Annotated in this window: 18 protein-coding genes and 1 riboswitch; of the genes, 7 read left to right on the top strand and 11 right to left on the bottom strand. The window is 62.0% G+C overall.

Features of this window, described 5'->3' with window-relative positions:
• Positions 1 to 452 precede the first annotated feature (452 nt).
• A complete protein-coding gene (locus tag BN1124_RS08525) occupies positions 453 to 944 on the top strand; it encodes an RNA recognition motif domain-containing protein (RefSeq protein WP_042641009.1) in 492 nt (163 codons plus the stop codon).
• 4 nt (positions 945 to 948) lie between these two features.
• On the opposite strand, the gene murI is transcribed toward BN1124_RS08525, so the two are convergent.
• The 6 genes from murI to leuE form a co-directional block, all read right to left on the bottom strand.
• Complete coding sequence (gene murI / locus BN1124_RS08530) at positions 949 to 1,737, bottom strand: glutamate racemase (protein WP_042641011.1); 789 nt, start codon at positions 1,735 to 1,737, stop codon at positions 949 to 951.
• A 115-nt stretch (positions 1,738 to 1,852) separates the two neighbouring features.
• A complete protein-coding gene (locus tag BN1124_RS08535; protein WP_042641012.1) occupies positions 1,853 to 3,688 on the bottom strand; it encodes a TonB-dependent receptor domain-containing protein in 1,836 nt (611 codons plus the stop codon).
• 50 nt (positions 3,689 to 3,738) lie between these two features.
• Positions 3,739 to 3,916, bottom strand: a riboswitch (cobalamin riboswitch).
• Positions 3,917 to 4,030: 114 nt separating this feature from the next.
• Complete coding sequence (locus BN1124_RS08540; RefSeq protein ID WP_042641014.1) at positions 4,031 to 5,221, bottom strand: L-lactate MFS transporter; 1,191 nt, start codon at positions 5,219 to 5,221, stop codon at positions 4,031 to 4,033.
• A 109-nt stretch (positions 5,222 to 5,330) separates the two neighbouring features.
• Positions 5,331 to 6,062 (bottom strand): LytR/AlgR family response regulator transcription factor, encoded by a 732-nt coding sequence (locus tag BN1124_RS08545; RefSeq protein WP_042641016.1) that lies wholly within the window; start codon positions 6,060 to 6,062, stop codon positions 5,331 to 5,333.
• A 46-nt stretch (positions 6,063 to 6,108) separates the two neighbouring features.
• A complete protein-coding gene (locus BN1124_RS08550; RefSeq protein ID WP_033130887.1) occupies positions 6,109 to 7,782 on the bottom strand; it encodes a sensor histidine kinase in 1,674 nt (557 codons plus the stop codon).
• Positions 7,783 to 7,979: 197 nt separating this feature from the next.
• Positions 7,980 to 8,618 (bottom strand): leucine efflux protein LeuE, encoded by a 639-nt coding sequence (gene leuE / locus BN1124_RS08555; protein WP_042641019.1) that lies wholly within the window; start codon positions 8,616 to 8,618, stop codon positions 7,980 to 7,982.
• Positions 8,619 to 8,818: 200 nt separating this feature from the next.
• Between leuE and BN1124_RS08560 the strand changes: the two genes are divergently transcribed.
• Positions 8,819 to 10,039, top strand: coding sequence for an MFS transporter (locus BN1124_RS08560; protein WP_042641021.1), 1,221 nt, complete (start codon positions 8,819 to 8,821; stop codon positions 10,037 to 10,039).
• Positions 10,040 to 10,159: 120 nt separating this feature from the next.
• Here the strand turns inward: BN1124_RS08560 and BN1124_RS08565 are convergent, their stop codons facing one another.
• Together BN1124_RS08565 and ftnA are read right to left on the bottom strand one after the other, a co-directional pair.
• The gene (locus BN1124_RS08565) at positions 10,160 to 11,344 is read right to left on the bottom strand and encodes a BaiN/RdsA family NAD(P)/FAD-dependent oxidoreductase (RefSeq protein WP_042641023.1); all 1,185 of its coding nucleotides are present in this window, start codon (positions 11,342 to 11,344) and stop codon (positions 10,160 to 10,162) included.
• Positions 11,345 to 11,486: 142 nt separating this feature from the next.
• Positions 11,487 to 12,011, bottom strand: a complete 525-nt coding sequence (ftnA, locus tag BN1124_RS08570; RefSeq protein WP_042641025.1) for a non-heme ferritin — start codon at positions 12,009 to 12,011, stop codon at positions 11,487 to 11,489.
• A 209-nt stretch (positions 12,012 to 12,220) separates the two neighbouring features.
• Here ftnA and BN1124_RS08575 point away from each other — a divergent pair, with 209 nt between their 5' ends.
• Positions 12,221 to 14,005 carry a GGDEF domain-containing protein gene (locus BN1124_RS08575; RefSeq protein WP_042641027.1) on the top strand — a complete coding sequence of 595 codons (1,785 nt, stop codon included), beginning with the start codon at positions 12,221 to 12,223 and terminating at the stop codon, positions 14,003 to 14,005.
• A gap of 30 nt (positions 14,006 to 14,035) precedes the next feature.
• On the opposite strand, the gene fabV is transcribed toward BN1124_RS08575, so the two are convergent.
• Positions 14,036 to 15,223 carry an enoyl-ACP reductase FabV gene (fabV, locus tag BN1124_RS08580; RefSeq protein ID WP_042641029.1) on the bottom strand — a complete coding sequence of 396 codons (1,188 nt, stop codon included), beginning with the start codon at positions 15,221 to 15,223 and terminating at the stop codon, positions 14,036 to 14,038.
• 376 nt (positions 15,224 to 15,599) lie between these two features.
• Here fabV and BN1124_RS08585 point away from each other — a divergent pair, with 376 nt between their 5' ends.
• Together BN1124_RS08585 and trpS are read left to right on the top strand one after the other, a co-directional pair.
• Positions 15,600 to 16,034, top strand: a complete 435-nt coding sequence (locus tag BN1124_RS08585) for a universal stress protein (RefSeq protein ID WP_033130880.1) — start codon at positions 15,600 to 15,602, stop codon at positions 16,032 to 16,034.
• Positions 16,035 to 16,227: 193 nt separating this feature from the next.
• Positions 16,228 to 17,241: a tryptophan--tRNA ligase gene (gene trpS / locus BN1124_RS08590; RefSeq protein WP_042641031.1), complete on the top strand. Its 1,014-nt coding sequence runs from the start codon at positions 16,228 to 16,230 to the stop codon at positions 17,239 to 17,241.
• Here the strand turns inward: trpS and BN1124_RS08595 are convergent.
• The gene (locus BN1124_RS08595) at positions 17,220 to 18,179 is read right to left on the bottom strand and encodes a LysR family transcriptional regulator (RefSeq protein ID WP_042641033.1); all 960 of its coding nucleotides are present in this window, start codon (positions 18,177 to 18,179) and stop codon (positions 17,220 to 17,222) included. The genes trpS and BN1124_RS08595 overlap by 22 nt on opposite strands.
• Positions 18,180 to 18,270: 91 nt before the next feature.
• Here BN1124_RS08595 and BN1124_RS08600 point away from each other — a divergent pair, with 91 nt between their 5' ends.
• Together BN1124_RS08600 and BN1124_RS21260 are read left to right on the top strand one after the other, a co-directional pair.
• Positions 18,271 to 19,170: a DMT family transporter gene (locus tag BN1124_RS08600; protein WP_042641036.1), complete on the top strand. Its 900-nt coding sequence runs from the start codon at positions 18,271 to 18,273 to the stop codon at positions 19,168 to 19,170.
• Positions 19,155 to 19,316, top strand: coding sequence for a hypothetical protein (locus BN1124_RS21260; RefSeq protein WP_156128213.1), 162 nt, complete (start codon positions 19,155 to 19,157; stop codon positions 19,314 to 19,316). Before BN1124_RS08600 ends, BN1124_RS21260 begins: the two co-directional genes overlap by 16 nt.
• 105 nt (positions 19,317 to 19,421) lie before the next feature.
• On the opposite strand, the gene BN1124_RS08605 is transcribed toward BN1124_RS21260, so the two are convergent.
• Positions 19,422 to 19,895, bottom strand: coding sequence for a DUF6314 family protein (locus BN1124_RS08605; protein ID WP_042641132.1), 474 nt, complete (start codon positions 19,893 to 19,895; stop codon positions 19,422 to 19,424).
• Between the last annotated feature and the right edge of the window lie 30 nt (positions 19,896 to 19,925).

The following is a 19,925-nucleotide window of genomic DNA, read 5'->3' on the forward strand; positions in this document are numbered from 1 at the left end:
TTGATTCAAATTGTTAAAGAACGTCACGCTTATCGCGTTGAGGAGGCGCATATTACGCTCCTCACTTCGAAAGTCAAGCGCTTGTTTTCGCTTTTCTTTCGGCGCCCGCTTCACCAGGAAGCTAGCTCATCAGTCCGGCGTGTTCCGCCGTGCTGGTAGGGGCGCATTATAGGGAGCCAGCCCGCGATAACAAGGGATTTTTTGAAGAAAGTCACGGAAACCTCAAATTATCCAGTTAGAAACAGCTTACCCAGTGTATATATACAATGTTATCCACAAGCCGATGATTTCAGCGCTGTTTTATTGGCATTTAGCTGGCTCTTCCTTGCTTAAGGAATGCCATACTGAAGCGGATAATGGTCCATGGTAGCGCCCGGCCATAAAGCTGGTTACCATGGAGGTGAATAGAGTGTTGCACCTTTTTTGCTTTCATTTACAAAAGGTCTTTAAAGATGAATTTATCCAAGTTTCCCGTTTATATGCAGGCTGCCGTTCTCGCGCTGGTATTGGCGTTGGTCGGTTATCTGGTTGCCCAGGCCCTGCAGTTTTCTCTGAAAGCCGAAGTCATTTTTGCCGTGGGTCTGGCCATTGGCGGTTTCGTCGTACCGCTGTTCCTTAACCGGGCTCCCGCCACTGTGGCCGCACAGGCTGCAAACCAAGAGACTTGTACCTTATATGTAGGCAACCTGCCCTATCGCGCCAACGAGATCGCCGTGCGTGAGCTGTTTGCCGAACAAGGCCAGGTTATTTCCGTCCGCCTGATGAAAGACAAGGCCACCGGCAAGCGCCGGGGCTTTGGGTTTGTGGAAATGCCAGCCGCCGATGCGGCCAAGGCAATTGCTGCGCTCAATGACAAGGAGTATCAACAGCGCACCCTCAAGGTACGTGAAGCGAACGACAAGCGGGACAGGGATGAGCGGGAAGGCGACGACGTCGACGCCTGATACCTCAGTACACCACCTCTTCGAGTGATGACAGCCCCCATGCTTGCAAGGGGGCTGTCAGTTTTTGGGCCTCAGCGTCGAGCCGGGTGCAATATGCTCTGCCCTGACCACCCTCAGCGAGCTGGGTGGGACGGCTTGCCAACAAGTGATCCACCCTTCTTGCCACCGCACTGCCCGAGTCCACCAGCTGGCACTCAGGCATCAGCTGCCGGATCTCGTCACCCAGCAACGGGAAGTGGGTGCAGCCCAGCACCAGCGTATCCGGGGCATCCTCTCCTTCCAGCCAGTCCGCCAGCACCTCTCGCAGCAGCGCCATGTTGACCGGTCGACCCGCCAACTTCTGCTCGGCCTCGATCACCAACTCGGTCGCGCCCTTGAGCAGCACCCGCTTGCCCGGTGCGAACTGGGCGATGAGCTCATGGGTATAGGCGCGGCTGACGGTGCCCGGCGTGGCCAGCAGGCCGATGCAACCGTTGCGAGTCAGGGCGGCAGCGGGCTTGATGGCCGGCACGACGCCCACCACGGGAACGGTCAGCGCCTCCCGCAGGGAAGGCAGGGCTATGGTGCTGGCGGTGTTGCAGGCGATCACCACCAGGTCGATGCGATGCTCGGCCACCATGTGCGTCACCAGTCGGCAGCAGGCGGCGATCAGATCCGGCTCGCTCAGCTCGCCGTAGGGGAAGTGGGCGTTGTCGAAGCAGTAGAGATAGTTGTGTGCCGGCAGGGTGCGGCGGATCTCGCGATACACGGTCAAACCGCCCATGCCTGAGTCGAACACTAGAATATTGGCCACTTGAGCTCCCCCTTGGATGCGAAGCGGCGATCATACTCCCGCCAACGGCCCATAGAAAAGGCCCCGCACATGGCGGGGCCTCGCTTTTTCCTCTCTATATAAGCAGAGGTCGGGATCAGAGACGGTAATCGGCGGTCAGCTTGAACTCGGTGCCCGGTGAGGCGTAACCGTAAGCCGGCACATAGTCGCGATCGAACAGGTTGTCGATGCGGCCGCCCAGGGTCAGCTGAGGCAGTACATCGTAACTGGCCCCCAGGTTGACCAGGGTGTAGGAGCTCAGCACCACCCGCTCTGCGGGGAAGCTGCTGAAGTCCTTGTCATCCCGCTTGCCCACGTAGAGCAGCTCGGTCGACAGATCCACCGGGCCCAGCTGTACCTGAGTCAGCCAGCTGGCCTTCTGCTTGGCGCGGCGCAGCAACTGCTGATCCCCGTCGTTCTTGTCCTCGGTCTTGGTGTAATCGAAGCTCAAGTCATGACGCAACGGGCCGGTTTCCAGACCGAGTGCCACTTCCACCCCCCGGATCTCCGCATCGGTGTTGTCCGGCTTGCAGCTGGAGAAGGCGCTCTGGCAGGAGATCAGGTTCTGGATCTGGTTGCGATACAGGTTCAGCGACCAGTCCCAGGCGGTGTAACGGCCGGAGAAGTCCAGCTCCAGGTTTTTGCTCTCTTCCGGTTTCAGATCCGGGTTCTCGTAACCGGGATAATAGAGATCGAGGAAGGTCGGTGCCTTGAAGCCGGTGCCGTAGCTCAGGCGCACATTGTGGTTGTCGTCGATGTCCAGCCCCGTAGCGGCGGCCCAGGTATTGTGGCGACCATACTGCTTGTTGTCATCGGTACGACCGGACAGCTCAAACTGCAGGGCCTGCCAGCGATAGCTGCCCACCGCGAACAGACCGGTATTGTCGCGGTCCGGCGCATCAAACGACTGGCCATAGCTGCTCGAATCGGATTTCAGCTGCTCTTGCTGCCAGTCGGCACCACCGGTCAGCATCAGTCCTTCCACACCCGTCCAGCTGTTGATCCAGGAGAAGCGGGTCAGCCCGGTATGAATGGGCTCGGCGCTGGACTCTCCCTTGCTCTCCAGCCAGTTCTTCAGCTTGTTCTCGCCGTAGCTGGCCTCCAGCCGGCTGGTCAGGGCACCGCTCTGGTACTTGAGGCCGCCATCGTACTGGAAGGCCTGTACCCGGCTCTGATCCGCCGCCTGATAGGGGTCATCCATCTCGGTCTGGTTGTTATAACCCTGGGCGTTGAAGTCGGCGCTCCAGGCATCGTTGAAGGCATGATTCAGTCCGAACTGACCGTTCAGGCTGTCGAAGCCGTCCCGATCCGGCTGCTGGGCACCCGCCACCACGTCAAAGCCGTCGGTGCGCTCATAGCCGATCAGCATGTTCATGTCGGTCTGCTCGCCGAGCGCCTGCACGGTACGCACCTGCCCCTCTCCGTAACCGTGGCTGCCAACCCCGCCCTTCAGGTGGGTTTCGCTGCCACCCTTGGCCGAGGTCTTGCTGATGAGGTTGATGACGCCACCTATGGCATCCGAGCCATACACGGCGGCACGGGGGCCCCGGATATATTCGATGCGCTCTATGTTGCCGAGGGGGATCTGGCTGAGATCCGGCGTACCAGCCACCATGGCGGCGATGGGACGGCCGTTCATCAGCACCAGGGAGTGGTTGGAGTTGGTGCCACGGATGAACAGGCTGCTCATGTGCCCTCGCCCACCTAGCGTGGTGATCTGCACCCCCGGCAGGGTCTTCAACAGATCCGGCAGGCTCGACACCTGGCGGGCCTCGATCTCGGCGCGATCTATCACTATCACGGGAGCCAGCACAGAGCCGACGGATTGATCCACCCGGTTGGCGGTCACCACCATGGTGTCATTGGCAGGAAGGGAAGATTGGGCGAAGGCCGCCGCAGGCAACAGGGCAGCCGCCAATAATTTCTTGGACATTACAGATCCTTAAGTTCGCGTAAGCATCTTTCATGGCCGGTTTCTCTCGGCCAGAAATACGAACTTTGGCAGGTCTTCGGGCTGGGGGGCTGATGGCCTACGGCGACGGCTTCCCACCTGACGGCAGTGCCCTGATGTCGCTTCGTTCCCCCTTACCGCTGCGCGCCAGCTCCGGATTTTCACCGGATTCCCTATTAAGCATGATGCGCCAAAGCGGGAGGATTATAGGAAAGGGTGGCAGAAGAGTATAGCTATTTAGCCATCCATACGTCTTTTGCTCATCAAAACAAAAACCGGAGCTCGCAGGCTCCGGTTTGTCAGATTTATCAATAAGTTCGGCTATCAGTCTGCGTACTGCGCCTTGGGGGCCGGCAGGCGGATGGTGAGGGAGAGCACCAGGGCCACCACCATCAGTACCAGGATGAGGTTGAAGGTCGCCATAAAGCCGCCGAACAGGGACGCGACTATGGAGCCGATGATGCTGCCCAGCCCGAAGCCCAGGTAGATGACGCCGTAGTTCTTGGTCAGGTTGTTCAGGCCGAAGAAATCGCTCACCAGGGAGGGGTAGACGGTGATGGTGCCACCGAAGCTGAAGGCCACGCAGGCCACCGCCACGAAGAACAGGTTGGCATTGAGGGGCACGAACAGCAGCAGCCCCATGCCGCACAGGGTGATGACCTGGGCTATGGTGATGACCCGGATGCGGGACATCTTGTCAGACAGTATGCCCAGCACCAGCCGGCCACCCAGGTTGGCCATGGCGATCACCGCCACCGCATTGGCCGCCACCGCGGTCGACAGGCCGACCATGTTCTCGCCGATGTCCTTGGCCACGCCGATGACATAGAGGCCGCTCATGCAGGCGGTGAGGAACATCAGCGCCAGCATCCAGTATTGCGGCTTGCGCATCGCCTCGGCCAGGGTGAAGTCGCGGCTCTCGGTCTGCTGCAGAGAGGCTGCCTGCTTGGGTGCATCCTTCATCAGCATGCCGCCCACCAGCACCATGGACATGGCGATCAGCCCCCACAGCTGGAAGGTCGCTTCCAGGCCGTTGTTCGACAGCAGCAGCAGGTTGATGTACTTGAAGCCGAGACTACCGAGACCATAGGCGCCGATGGAGCAGGCGGAGATCAGCCCCTTGCGCTCCGGGAACCACTTCACGCAGTTGGAGAGGGTCATCAGGTAACCGGTACCGTCGGCGAAGCCCACCAGGATGCCGGCGCAGAGGTAGAGCATGGCCAGGTTGCTGGCATGGGCGGTGAGGAAGAAGCCGATGCCGAGCAACACGCCGGCGCCCAGGGTGACGTTGCGCACCCCGAACCGCTCCTGCAGCTTGCCCGCCATGGAGGAGGCAACCGCCAAGGACAGGCTGAGCAGACCGAAGGCGAAGGCCACCTGGCTGACCGGCTCGTCCAGCTTGTCGGAGAGCTGGGCGTTGAACAGACTCCAGGTGTAAACGGAGCCCAGTGCGAACTGGGTGATGATGGTACCGATCAGGGTCAGGTACCGGGTGCGGTTCATCTCTTTGGTCATGATGCGTCTCGGGCGATGGCCTTAAGGAAATTGAGCCCACTATAGGCAAGACGCAGCTCGTACCGACCGATTAAGGCATGAAATGCAGATCGGCGGGAATGAATGACAATCAGAGCCGCATCAGCTGACGGAACGCCTTGATGTTGCTGCGACTGACCGGCACCTCGAACGGCAGATCATGGAGCCGGATGAGGTAGGTACTGTTGAACCAGGGCACGATTTCGCGGATCTTGTTGATGTTGACGCAGTAGGACCGATGGCAGCGGAAGAACCCCTCCGCCGGCAGCCGGCTGACGAACTCGCTGATGGTCATGGGCATCACGTAGCGATCGGTGCGGGTATAGACATGGGTCAGCTTCTCGTCCGCCTCGGCGTAATAGATCTGCTCGCAGGGGGTGACTATGATGCGCTCCCCCTTCACCAGGTTGACGGTGCGATTCTGCGGCGCGCTCATCTCGGCCCCCTGCCCCGCCTGCGACTTGCCCGCGTGTTCGAGTTTTTGCAGCAGGCTGATGAGGCGCGGCTCGTTGTAGGGCTTGAGGATGTAGTCGAACGCCTCCAGCTCGAACGCCTCCACTGCAAACTCCTTGTAGGCGGTGACGAAGACGATGTGGGGCGGGTGGCTCGACTTGTGCAGGTTCTTGGCCAGCAGCAGGCCGTCGATGGAAGGGATCTGGATATCCAGAAACACCACGTCCACCTCGTGATCCTGCAGGTACTTGAACGCCTCCAGCCCATCCTCGAAGCTCGCCACTATCTCGATGCTGCTGTGCTGGTTCACCAGATAGATGAGTTCCTCACGGGCCAGATATTCGTCTTCAACAATGATGGCTTTCAACATGGCTGCATCTCTCGAGTCATATCTTCCTTCTCAATATTGATAGCGCTCAGCACGGCATGGCCTCCGGATCCGGCAGATAGAAACAGACTTCGGTGCCGGGTTCGAGCCGCCTGAGCTGCAACCCGTCCCCGTACAGCAGTTTGACCCGCTGATGAACGTTCATCAGGCCGATGCTGCGGCTCTCCACCCGGCCGGCGGCCACCCCGTCGATCACCGCCTGGCTGATACCGTAACCGGTGTCGCGCACCGCCACCCGGATGCCACCCGCCAGCTGCTTCACCTCTATGGTGACTCGGCCCGGCGCGCTGCGGGGCTGGATGCCGTGCAGTATGGCGTTCTCCACCAGGGGTTGCAGCAGCAGGCTCGGCACCTGGATGTGCACGTCGTCCACCTCGAACACCACCTCCAGCTTGTCGCCGAAGCGGGCCTGCTCGATGGCCACGTAGTCGCGCACCTGCTGCAGCTCCTCCTGGATGTCGATCAGCTCATCCCCCTTGTTGAGGTTGTAGCGCAGGTAATCCGCCAGGTTGGCAATGAGCTGGCGCGCCTGCTGGGGACGGATGCGGATCAGGGACGAGATGGCGTTCAGGGCGTTAAACAAAAAGTGCGGGTTGATCTTGCTCTGCAGGGCGGTGAACTCCGCCTTGCGGGTCATTTCCTTCAACTGCTCGATGCGCGACACCTCCATCTGGGTGGAGATGAGCTGAGAGAGACCCACCGCCATCTCCCGCAACGAACTGGTGATGCTGTGGGTGCGGCGGTAATAGATCTTGAGGGTGCCGCTGACGGCGCCGTTCTCCCGCAGGGGAATGATGATCACCGAGTGGAAATCCGACAAATGGTACTGGCGCAGATCGTTGTTGATGATGATCTGGTCCAGCAGCACGGCCCGCTGGGTCATGTCGCTGATGGCGTGGTGCTCGTCCAGCTCGTAGTAATCCTTGCCCACCCCCACATAGGCCAGCACGTCGCGGGTGTCGGTGATGGCCACCGCATCGGCGTCGATCTCGCGCCGGATCACCCCGCACACCTGGCCGAGGGAGTGACGGTCGATGTTCTGGAAGAAGGGCAGCGTCTGGTTCGCGATATCCAGCGCCAGCTTGGCCTGCTTGGCGGCAATCATCTCCTTCTCGTCGTCCAGATCCTGCACCAGCTTGATGATGAGGCCGATACAGAGCGCCCCGGCGATCATGGGATAGGCGATATGACTAACAATCTCAACCCCGACAGAATGAGGTTCTGTCAGGATCCAGATAAGCAGCATGGTCAACCCCTCACAGGCCATGCCCGCGAGTATCCCGTACAGCCAGAGCCGCGACTTGCGGCAGTTGAGGTGGATCCAAGTCGCCAGCAGGCCGGCGATGATGCTGGCGATGAGGCAGGGAATGGAGGTGTGGCCATCCATGTCGATGAGGTAGCGGTGCAGCCCGGAGATGACCCCGGCCGGGATGCCGACCCAGGGCCCGAACAGGATGCCGCCGGAGATGATGGCGATGATCCGCACGTTGATGAGCGCCCCCTCCACCGCGATGCCGGTGTAGGTGCTGAACACCGCGAACAGCCCGAAGATGCTGGCGACCAGCGTCAGCTCGGCCGGGGTGTGATCCCGTTTCTGGAACAGGCGCTGGAAGGGTCTGGTGCGGGTCAGCAGGAACAGCGTCATCAGCATCAGCGCCGCCCGTTCAAACACCGCCAACAACATCATCTGATTTTCGAGCATGGGGCCCTCCGGCCTAGGGCCACGACGGGCGCACTAATAGGGTGTATGGGGTCATGGGCTGCCGGCCCCGATCGAGGGGAAAGAAGAACACAGCAAGAGGGCAGCCCCTGAGCGGGCCACAGTTTACCTCAGACGACCCGCCAAGGGAGCAACGGCATTGCCGGCTGGCCAGGAGAAGGCCAGCCGGTTGGAGGGTGTCAGGACGAGAGGGTGGCAAGCCGGGCCGCAAAGCCCATGAAGAAGAGGCCAATCAGGCCGTTGCCGAGCCGGGCCAGGCGCCGCTTGCGCGCAAAGAAGCGCGCCATCAGGGTGCCGCCGAAGATCAGCAGGGTCAGATAGACGAAGCTCATGGCCTCCAGCATGCTCGCCAGCACCAGGTAGGAGACCCAGGTGTGGGCATAGTTGAAGTCGACGAACTGCACGAAGAAGGAGACGTAGAACAGGATCGCCTTGGGGTTGGTGAGGCTCAGGGTCAGCGCCTTGGAGAAGTAACGCTCGCCGGACTCGACCACGGATGCCTCCCCTTCTCTCCTGGCAACGAAGTTCGCGTGGAGGATCTTCACCCCCAGGTAGAGCAGATAGAGGGCGCCGAGGTATCGCACCAGGGTAAACAGCAAGGGGGTGGTGCGAATGAGGGAGGCGATGCCCAGATAGGCGCAGAAGATCAGGATGGCGTCGCCGACGAAGACCCCGAGGGCCGCCTTGTAACCCGGGCCTATGCCATGGGTCGCCCCGGTGCGCAGCACATAAATCGAGTTGGGGCCCGGCGCTATGATGATGAAAAACAGGCCGACCAAATAAGTCCAGACGTTGATGACTCCCAAGCTTTCGAACATGCTCCCTCCATGGCGGGTGATGAGCCGACTAACGACGGCAGGCTTTCTATACTAATCCGCCTCTAGCCAAGCACAAGATCCGAGCGGTCATCTGTTCACCCATCCTCTCGCCGCCCCGACTCCCACCCATTTTGCTATGTCCAGACGCGCCGGGATCAGGCATGGTAGAGGGATCCCAAGGACAACAGACACACCCACTCATGGAAAAGAGCCTCAGCACCGATAGCCCTCTCGTCGCGCCCCCCGCGACCGACACCCTCAATACCACCACCTATCCGGTGATCGCCGCGATCAGTTTCTCGCACCTGCTCAACGACATGATGCAGTCGGTGCTGCTGGCCATCTATCCGCTGCTCAAGCTCGGTCTCAACCTGTCGTTCGCCCAGATTGGCCTCATCACCCTCACCTACCAGTTCACGGGATCGCTGTTGCAACCGCTGATCGGCCTCTATACCGACCGCAGGCCCATGCCCTATTCATTGCCGTTCGGCATGGGATTCACGATGCTCGGGCTGCTGTCGCTGTCACAGGCCGGCAGCTTTGGCGCAGTGCTGCTGTCGGCCATGCTAATCGGCATGGGCTCGTCGGTGTTCCACCCGGAATCGTCCAGGGTTGCCCGCATGGCGGCCGGCAACCAGCCCGGCCTGGCCCAGTCCCTGTTCCAGATCGGCGGCAACCTGGGATCGGCCATAGGGCCGCTGCTCGCCGCGCTCATCATAGTGCCGCAGGGCCAGGGCAGCGCGGCCTGGTTCTCGCTGTTCGCCCTGGTCGGCGTCGTCGTGCTCAGCCTGGTCGGGCGCTGGTCCAGCCATCACGCAGCCAACTTCCATAAGCGGATGAAGGCGCACCTCGGCCACGGTCTGAGCCGCCGTCAGATCGGCTGGTCCCTGGCCATCCTCGGCCTGTTGATGTTCTCCAAGTTCTTCTACATGGCCAGCCTGAGCAGCTATTACACCTTCTACCTGATGGACAAGTTCAGCCTGTCACTGGACAGCGCCCAGCTCTATCTGTTCGCCTTCCTGTTCGCCGTCGCGGCGGGCACCGTGCTCGGCGGGCCCGTCGGTGACCGCATCGGTCGCAAGCGGGTGATCTGGATCTCCATCCTCGGCGTCGCCCCCTTCACCCTGCTGCTGCCCCACGTCGACCTGTTCTGGACCTCGGTACTCTCGGTCATCATCGGCCTGATCCTGGCATCGGCCTTCTCCGCCATCCTGGTGTATGCCCAGGAGCTGGTCCCCGGCAAGGTCGGCACCATCTCCGGCCTGTTCTTCGGCTTCGCCTTCGGCATGGGGGGCATAGGGGCCGCCCTGCTGGGCCAGTTGGCCGACGCCACCAGCATAGAGACCGTGTACCAGGTCTGTGCCTACCTGCCCCTCATCGGCTTGCTGACCGCTTTCTTGCCGACCATCCGAAAGGGCTAGCGGATCGCCCCGCGAGGGATACCGCCCATAAAAAACGCGGCCTGAGGGGCCGCGTCGGAGCAAATCAATAGAGCCGCTGATGCGGCTCTATTGTCTGGTATGGATGAGCGCGGGGGAACGTCAGCAATACTGGCCGGCGACCCAGCCGGAAGACCAGGCCCACTGGAAGTTGTAGCCGCCGAGCCAGCCGGTGACATCCACCACCTCGCCGATGAAGTAGAGACCGGGCACCTTGCGCGCCTCCATGGTCTTGGAGGAGAGCTCGTTGGTATCCACCCCTCCCAGGGTCACCTCGGCGGTGCGATAACCCTCGGTGCCATTCGGCAGGATCTGCCAATCCCCCAGCAGGGTGGCGATGGCCGCCAGCTCCCGCTCGTTGTACTGGCGCATCGGCTTGTTGACGAGCTGACCCAGCTCCACCAGCTTGTCGACGAAGCGCTTGGGCAGCTCGCGTCCCAGCACGGTTTTCAGCTCCTGGGCCGGATGAGCCTCGGCCCAGCCCCTGAGGGCAGCGGGAATATCCAACTCTGGCAGCAAATTGATGTGGATCTTCTGCCCTGGCAGCCAGAAAGAGGAGATCTGCAATATGGCCGGGCCGGATAGGCCGCGGTGGGTGAACAGCATGGCCTCCTTGAAGCGGGTGCCATCCTCGGCGGTCACCGCCACCGGCAGGCTGACCCCGGCCAGATCGGCGAACGCCTCTTTCTGCTCCTGATGCAGGGTGAAGGGCACCAGCCCGGCGCGGGTCGGCAGCACGGTGAGACCGAACTGCTCCGCCAGCTTGAAGCCGTAGGGGGTGGCACCGAGCTTGGGCATGGAGAGGCCGCCGGTGGCCACCACCAGGGAGTGGCTGCGCACCTCTCCCTTGCTGGTGTCGAGCAGGAAGCCGTCGTCCGTCTTGCTGACGGACAGAACCTCGGTCTGGTACTGCTGGGTCACCCCGGCCCATTCACACTCGGTGAGCAGCACCTCGACGATCTCCTTGGCGCTCTCGTCGCAGAACAGCTGGCCCAGGGTCTTCTCGTGGTAGTTGACCCCGTGCCTGTCCACCAGATCGATGAAATCCTGCTGGGTGTAACGCGCCAGCGCCGACTTGCAGAAGTGGGGATTGCCCGAGAGGAAGGCGTGGGGGCCCGCCTGATGGTTGGTGAAGTTGCAACGACCGCCACCGCTGATCAGGATCTTGCGGCCGGGCTTCTTGGCGTTGTCCAGCAGCAGCACGGAGCGACCCCGATAACCGGCCTGGGCCGCACACATCAAACCGGCCGCACCGGCCCCGATCACCACCACATCCACTTGCATCATCACAACCTTGTTTATCAAAAAATCACAGCATCGAGAGCGCCGTCATCAGGGCACAAACCGAGGCCTCGGTGTCCTGTACCAACAACAACGGCCCTCGAGAGGGCCGTCATTGTACTGACTGAACACTAAGTGTCCACGACTATCAGGCAGCGCCATCCATGATGCTGGCCGGGGCGCCCTTGGCCAGTTCGGCCAGCTCCTTGTCGATGAAGTAGAGGCCCTTGCCATCTTCGCCCACCAGCGACAGGCGATCGACGATGCTCTTGAACAGCTTCTCTTCTTCGTGCTGCTCGGCCACGTACCACTGCAGGAAGTTGAAGGTGGAGTAGTCCTGGGTGGTGAAGGCCACGTGGGCCAAGCCGTTGATGCACTTGGTGATGTGGTACTCGTGCTCCAGGGTGGTACGGAAGATATCGCCCAGGGAGTTGAACTCGTGGGGAGGCGCCTCGATGGCACCCAGCATCGGCATGGCGCCGGTCTCGCTCACGTAGGTGAACAGACGCTCCATGTGCTGGCGCTCCTCGACGGCGTGCTGGCGCAGGAAATTGGCCGCTCCTTCGAAGCCCTTGTCCTCACACCAGGCGCTCATCTGCAGGTAGAGATTGGAAGAATAGAATTCAAGATTAATCTGCTCGTTCAACTTCTCGATCATGGCTTTAGCCAACATGATGATTCTCCATGGTGATTTGATTCAGATTGTCGCCACTGTTGTAGCACGAATCAACTGTCCACTTCCGTCATAGGCCATTGTTGTGACGCATATTCCTCTCATCCTGACCCCCATACGGGCATAGAGAAGCAAAGAAGGATGGTGTAACCGGACTCAGCCTCTATGATGGCGCCAATGGTCAGGAAGAAGATGCAATGAGATTGGTGATGGTACTGGCGCTGCTCTGGACGACCCAGTTGCAGGCCTCCCCCCCGTTGTCGGAAGAGGCTGAATTGCAGGCGGCGCGTGATCCCGTCGGCTATTTGCAGCGCCTCGATGCCAGTCCGCAACAGGAGATGGAGCTGTTCCACGCCAGATCCCTGGCCAAGGCGGCACTGGGCCGCTATCCCGATGCCCTGCTCGACAATGCCCGTGCCCGCGCCCTGGCCACCGCCCGCCAGGAAAACGCGCGGCTGCTGGACTTCCAGCTGCAGCAGGTGGCACTCACTCTGGATACAGAGGCGCCACAACTGGCCCTCAGCCTGCTGGCCCAGCTGCAACCCGCCCTCGGCGGCCACCCGGCCCAGCAGTCCGAATGGCACGCCCTGAACGGGCTCGCCCTCTACCGCACCCAGCAGTTCAAAGAGGCCATCGCCGAGCTCAAGACCGCCTTCCACCTCAAGCAGCAAGAGCCAAAGAGCGCGCTCTCCGACCTGCAGTGCGCCCGCGTGCTGATGACCCTTGGCAACCTCTATGCCGATCTCAGCCTCCACCGGGAGGCCGAAACCTATTATCAGGATGCGCTGGGGCTGATGGTGCGGCTGCGTGAGCCCAACAGTCAGACCATCATCAGGGCCAATATGGCGCGGCTCTACATCGACATGGCCCGCCCCGCCAAGGCGAGGAAGCTGCTCGATGCCCTGCTGACCAACCCCGATCTGGCGCCGGACTATCGCGCCATCGTGCTCGGCTATCAGGCCATGGCCCTCAACGCACAGGGGGAGTGGCGTGCGGCCTGGCAGAGCCTGGACGAGGCCCAGGCCATCTATCAGCGGCTCGGCTATCCGCAGGCGGCCTCCCGCCTGACAGAGACCCGGGCAAGGACGTTGCAGGGCCGCGGGGAGAAGCAGCTGGCCTTACAGTTGCTGACGACCCGGCCCGACGCCATCACCATCGACGGCCAGGCGCTGCAGGCTCGCTTACTGGCGGATCTGGGGCGCTATCCCGAGGCGTATCGCGTCATGACCGAGTACATGCAGCATTACAAACAGCACTTCAATCAGACCCTGAGCCAGCATGCCAACGCCTTCCAGGCCGAGATGGAGCTGGCGCGCAGCGAGGCCAACAACAGGGCGCTGCAGCAGGAGAACGATCGCAAACGGCAGCAGCTGCTGTATCAGCAGAGCGCCCGTTACTATCAGCTGATGCTGGTCATACTGCTGGCGGGCGCCCTGATCCTGCTCGGGCTCACCACCCGCAGGCTGCACCGCAGCTCGCGCCACCTCTACAAGCTCGCCACCTTCGATCAGCTGACCGGGCTGCCGAACCGGCGCGCCCTGCTGGAGCGGTTAACCCAGCAGTGGCAACTGGACGAGCCGCTGACCCTGCTCATCATCGACATCGATCACTTCAAGCAGATCAACGACAGGCACGGCCATCAGACCGGCGACCTGGCCATCCAGAAGCTGGCCGAGGAGCTGAAGCGCTGGGCCCCCGACCTGCAACAGGTCGGGCGCTGGGGGGGAGAGGAGTTTCTGGTGGCGATGCCCCAGGACGGCACCACCTGCTGGCACCTGGCCGAACAGTTGCGCAGCCGGATCGAGAGCCTGGGATCCCCTCACATGACCATCAGCACCGGGGTGGCGGAGCGCTCCCCCGAGGATGACAGCCTGAATCAGCTGATCCACAGGGCCGACATGGCCATGTATCAGGCCAAGCGCCAGGGCCGCAACCAGACCATACTGGCGGCGGCCCCCAACCTGCTGTCCGAACTGACCAGCAGCGTTGCCTGAAGCGGGGCTAGATCAGCGCCCGCCGCTCCCTCAGGGCACCAGCTCGGTCAGTGACGCCTCATTCACCGGCGCCCCGTAATCGACCTCCTCCAGCTCGAAGCCATTGAGCTGCATGAAGTCCCGCTTCAGCCCGGCAAAATCCCCGAGGGCCTGGAAGTTGTCCGGCGTCACCTTGGACCAGAGCGCCGAGACCGCCGCCTGAATGGCCGGGTCCAGCTCGTGGTCGTCCATCCTGATCAGCCGGTTGCCGTCGGCCACCACCCCCTGGGGCCCGTACATCTTGTCGGCAAACAGGCGCCGCATCTGCTCGATGCAGCCCTCGTGCACCCCGCGCGCCTTCATCACCCCCATCAGCAGACCGAGGTAGACCGGCAGCACAGGGATGTAGGCGCTCGCCTTGGTCACCAGCGCCTTGCACACCGACACCCAGGCATGGCCGCCGAGTTGTGCAAGCTGCAGGTTGATGGTCTCGGCGGTGGCGTGCAGGTGCTCCTTGGCGTAGCCAATGGTGCCGTCTCTGTAGATCGGGTAGGTGGATTCCGGGCCTATGTAGGAATAAGCCACCGTCTGCACGCCCGGCGCCAGACAATCGGCCTGCTGCAGCGCCTGCAGCCAGAGTTGCCAGTCCTCTCCCCCCATCACGGTGACGGTGTCGCGGATCTCTTCCGGGGTGGCGGGTGCCAGGGATTGTTGCACCAGAGTGTCGTGTTCCAGATCCAGTCCCCAGCCGCTGAACGGCTGGCCCGTGGTCTTGAGCACGGAACGCACCTGAGTGCCGTCCGCCAGCACCCGGATGCCGCTCGCCAGGGAGTAGACCACCAGATCCACCTGCCCCAACTGCTGGCGGATGGTCTCCACCGCCTGCTGGCGCATGGCGTCCGAGAAGGCGTCACCGATCAGGTTGACGGCGATGCGCCCCTCCTGCTCCGCCGCCTGCCGGAACCAGATGTTGTTGTACCAGCCCGCACTGCCGAGCCCCTTGTCGGATGGCCCTCGCTCGAACGAGACACCGACGGTGTCGGCCCCGGCGCCGAAGGTCAGGGCGATGCGGGAGGCCAGCCCGAAACCGGACGAGGCCCCCAGCACCAGCACCCGCTTGGGCCCGTTGAAGTGGCCCGCCGCCCTGACGCCGGCGATCTGCTGCGCCACGGCGGCCCGGCAGCCGATGGGATGACAATTGCGGGCGACGCAGCCCTGGATCTGAGGATGAATAATCATGAGAAATCTCCGCTTGAACTGGCTACAGCATAGCCATGACGCAACGGATTACCTTGATGTCAGGGGGGATTGGGCACGGAAGGGCGCAGAAAAACAAGAGGGAGCACAAGGCTCCCCAAAGCGGTATTCAGATGCTTTTTGTTGTTTTGTGTTCATTGCGAAGCACGGGCACATCCTATTCCCCTCGCCGTTGCGGGGCAATACGCCGGCTGTGATCGGCTTCAAATTCCTGCTCAATTTACGCACAATTTTTCATCGAAGGCGGCAACATAGCCGTACAGATAACCCATTCCAATCCTGAGGCCGTGGTGACAGCACCGTTTTAGTTTCATCAGACATTGGTATAGTGAACCCAGGATCAGTGAGGAGAACTCCCATGAATGGAACCTATTACAAACACGTACTGGCCGCGATCGACCTGTCGGAAGACAACCGCAAGGTGATCGAGAAGGCGGTCGACCGGGCCCGCTCCAACGGCGCCAAGTTGTCCGTGATCCACGTCGACGTGGACCTCAAGGATCTCTACACCGAGATGATCGATATCGACATCGACAACGTGCAGGATCAGGTGATCGCCGAAGCGAAAGAGAAGCTGGAGGCCTTCCTGGCCTCGGTGGACTACCCCATCGAGAAGAAGCTGGTGATCTGCGGCGATCTGAGCGAGCGGGTCAACCAGGCGGTCAAGGATTACCAGATCGACCTGCTGGTGTGCGGCCATCGCCAGAGTTTCTGGAGCCTGCTCACCTCCAGCGCCCGTCAGCTGATGAATACCGTGCCCTGCGATCTGCTGGTCGTCCCCTTGCAGAAGTGATCAAACGGGCGTAGCTTGTTTATCCATGAACATGACCGCTTTCAATCACAACAACTGGTGGTGCTGCTCCTAAACAGGCGGCACCGCTTTTCTATGTGAGATTTCCAACAGAAAACACCGTGATCGCCGAGAGGCGGTCATTGTTTTTATCCCTTTGTCGCCTCCCGGCTCACCCCCAACCGGAGAGAATGACATGCATAACCCCATCATACTGACTGGCGACAGACCCACCGGCAGACTGCACATAGGCCACTACGTCGGCTCATTGCGCCAGCGAGTGGAGGCCCAGTCCCATTACCGCCAGTTCGTGATGATCGCCGATCTGCAGGCGCTGACCGACAACGGCCACAACCCGGCCAAGGTCACCGACAACGTGCTGGAGGTGATGGCCGACTACCTGGCGGCCGGTCTCGATCCCGCCAAAACCACCTTCTGCCTGCAGAGCGCCCTGCCCGCCCTCGCCGAGCTCACCTGCTACTACCTGAACCTGGTCAGCGTCGCCCGGCTGGAGCGCAACCCCACGGTGAAGGCCGAGATCCAGCAAAAAGGGTTCGAGCGCAGCCTGCCCGCGGGCTTCCTGGTCTACCCGGTCAGCCAGGCCGCCGACATCACGGCGTTTCGTGCCACCCATGTGCCGGTCGGCGAGGATCAGCTGCCCATGCTGGAGCAGACCAACGAGATAGTGCGCCGCTTCAATGCCCTGGTGGGCAAGGAGGTGCTGACCGAGTGCCAGCCAATCCTGAGCGACACCGGCCGCCTGCCCGGCATCGACGGCAAGGCCAAGATGTCCAAGTCCCTCGGCAACACCATAGAGCTCGGCATGTCAGCGGATGAGATCAAGCAGGCGGTGTTCGCCATGTACACGGACCCGAATCACCTCAAGGTGAGCGATCCCGGTCAGGTAGAGGGCAATACGGTGTTCGCCTATCTGGATGCCTTCCACCCGGACAAGGCGCTGGTGGCCGAGATGAAGGCCCACTACCAGCGTGGCGGCCTCGGCGACATGCGCTGCAAGCAGGTGCTGAACGACTGCCTGCAGGCCCTGCTCGCCCCCATGCGGGAAAGGCGGCAGGCGGCGATCGCCGACAAGGGGCAACTGCTGGCGTTATTGCATCAGGGAACGCAGCAGGCCCGCACCCTCACCGACGAGGTGCTGGCCGAGGTCAAGAGTGCCATGGGGCTGGATTACTTCGCCGGGCTGCGCTGAGCCGCCGTGCCCAGCGCGGCTTTGCCGTAACGCTCGAAGGCGAGCCGGTGCAGCAGCCCCTTGAACCAGCCAATCGCCTCGTCGTGGGCGGTGAGGGGGTGGCCCGCCATCAGATAGACGATGGGGATCTCCGGCTCCAGCTGATGGAGCCGCAGCGGGTAGTAACGGCAGAAGTGGCGGCCGATCATCTCCGGCACCACCACCAGATAGCGGCCGGTCGCCATCAGCTGCGGCACCGCCATAAAGCTCGGCAGCCGCACTCCCAGCTCACGCGCCACCGCGAAGCGGGCCAGCCAGAGATCCACCATGGCCTGGCTGTGTCCCCAGCTGGAGGTGTAAATATGGGGCCGACTGACCAGGTCGGCTGGCCCCAGCGCATCCGGCAGCTCGCTGCCAAGGGGTGACAGGCACACCAGCGGGTTGCTGAACCACTCCTCGCGCCACAACCGGGGCGACAGGTTGTTGGCATCGGCGAACCCGATCACCAGATCCAGCTCCCCCTTCTCCAGCTCCCGCTCGTAGTCGCTGTCCGCCAGCTCGCACACCTCCAGCCGACACTGGGCCGCCTGCTGGTGCATGCGCTCCACCAGCGTCGGCACCAGGCCGTGCTCCACCGAGCCCGGGGTGGCGATGCGAAACACCCGCTGGGCGCTGGCGGGATCGAACCCCTTCGCCTGGCGCAGCCCTTGCTCCAGCATGGCCAGCGCCTGGCGCACCGGCCCCGCCAGCGCCTTGGCACGCTCGGTGGGCATCATCTCCCGCCGGCTCATGACAAACAGCGGGTCATCCAGCGCACTGCGCAGCCGCCCGAGGGCATGGCTGACGGTGGACTGTGAGAGGTGCAGACGCTCGGCGGCACGGGTGACGTTGCGCTCCTGCATCAGCATGTCGAACACGGTGAGCAGGTTGAGATCGAGTCGGGAAAGGGGGAGTTCCATCGATAATGGCCATAGTGGAATGACGACAATTCATTTTTGGCATAGTAGCAGATTGCATAGAATGCGCGGGCAAATTACATCGGAGATTAAAATGCGTAGCTATCTGTTGTTGCTGGCGATCGGCCTGTTGTGGGGTTCCCAGTTCATCTTCATGCATCAGGCCGTCACCGAGATGCCCCCCATCATGGTGGCATCCGTGCGCGCCCTGTGCGGCAGCCTGACCCTGGGTCTGCTCTGCCTGTTCATGCGCCTCAAGAGCGAACACACGCCTTGGCGCACCTATATGCTGATCGCCCTGCTCGATGCCACCATCCCCTTCATCATGGTGGCCTGGGGTCAGCAGTACGTGGATAGCGCCATCGCCGCCGTGGTGATGGGTTGTATCCCCTTTGTCACCATCTTGATGGCACCCTTGTTGGTTTCCGGTGAAAAAATCACCAAGGGCGGCCTTGTCTCCGTGGTCATCGGCTTCGTCGGCGTGCTGGTACTGTTCTGGCCGAAACTGGCCAATGGCATGAACGCCGGCCTGCTCGGCGCCGTCGCCATCCTGTTCGGGGCCAGCTGCTTCGCCATCGGCCTGCTGATGATCAAGCGCTTCGCCAAAGACCACCCCGTGGTCGTCGCACGCAACATCCTGATCTCGTCGGCCGTGCAGTTGCTGCTGGCCGCGCCCTTCGTCACCGATCTGAGCGCGCTCACCATGCCGAGCCATCAGGCCATGGGAGCGGTCGCCGTGCTGGGCGTGTTCTGTACCGGCCTGGTCTACTTCCTCTACATGGCGCTGATCCAGCAGGCGGGCCCGACCTTTGCCTCCTTCAGCAACTACCTGGTGCCGCTGTTTGGCGTCATGCTCGGTGCCCTGTTCCTCGGTGAGCAGATCCAGTCCACCACAGGCGCGGCACTGGCGCTGATCCTGGGCTCGGTCGCCCTCAACCAGTGGGCACAGCAGCGTCGCACCCAGCGGGAGGCGACCCTATGTCAGGCATCCTGACCACCCTGTGCGGCGGTCTGGTACTGATCGCCGGCTGGCAGTATCGCCACCGGCTGGCCGGCGTGCTCGGCCTGCTGATGCTGACCCTGCCCTGGCTGTTCGACAGCAAGCTGCAGACCATGCTGAGCTATGCCCTGCACGCCTGAAGGCCGATGCTGAATGCGTGATGAGAGTGTACCTCTCTGTTTTTTGGGACCGTTTTAAAAAAACCTCCGATTTGTCCCCTCTACCGGCGCTCTGCGCCGGTTTTTTTATGCCTCCTCCCCGCTTCGCAGGTAGCGATACTCGAGCCGCTCGTTCTTGCGCGGGCCTGTGATCTGCCAGCCAAGCCTGAATCCGCCCGGCAAGGGGGTCAGCTCGGCACTGTAGTGATCCTGACCGCACAGATGGGGCTCGGCGGTCAGCCAGCGCCCGTCCGGCCCGGGTCGCAGCTCAAACAGCAGGACCGGCGCCCCGTGGCGCAGATGGGAGAGCGAGATCCCCCGCTCGCTGCGCCGCCACCAGAAACTGTTGTGCATGGCGAGCTCACGGCCATGGGGCGTGGTATAGCGACCCGCTTCGGCAAACAGCCAACCCCTCTGATGATCGGTCACCAGCACCTCTCCCTCCCCCCGCCCGTTCCAGTCGGTGGCGGAGCCCACCCCGTTGCTCGCCTCGAAGGCAAATGCTCCGATCTGTGGCAACAGTGCCCATAAACGCTGGATCGCGCCTTCCAACTCGGCCATCATAGCGCCCTCCAAATTGACAACTGACGA

This window comes from Aeromonas eucrenophila (assembly GCF_000819865.1).
Taxonomy (GTDB): domain Bacteria; phylum Pseudomonadota; class Gammaproteobacteria; order Enterobacterales; family Aeromonadaceae; genus Aeromonas; species Aeromonas eucrenophila.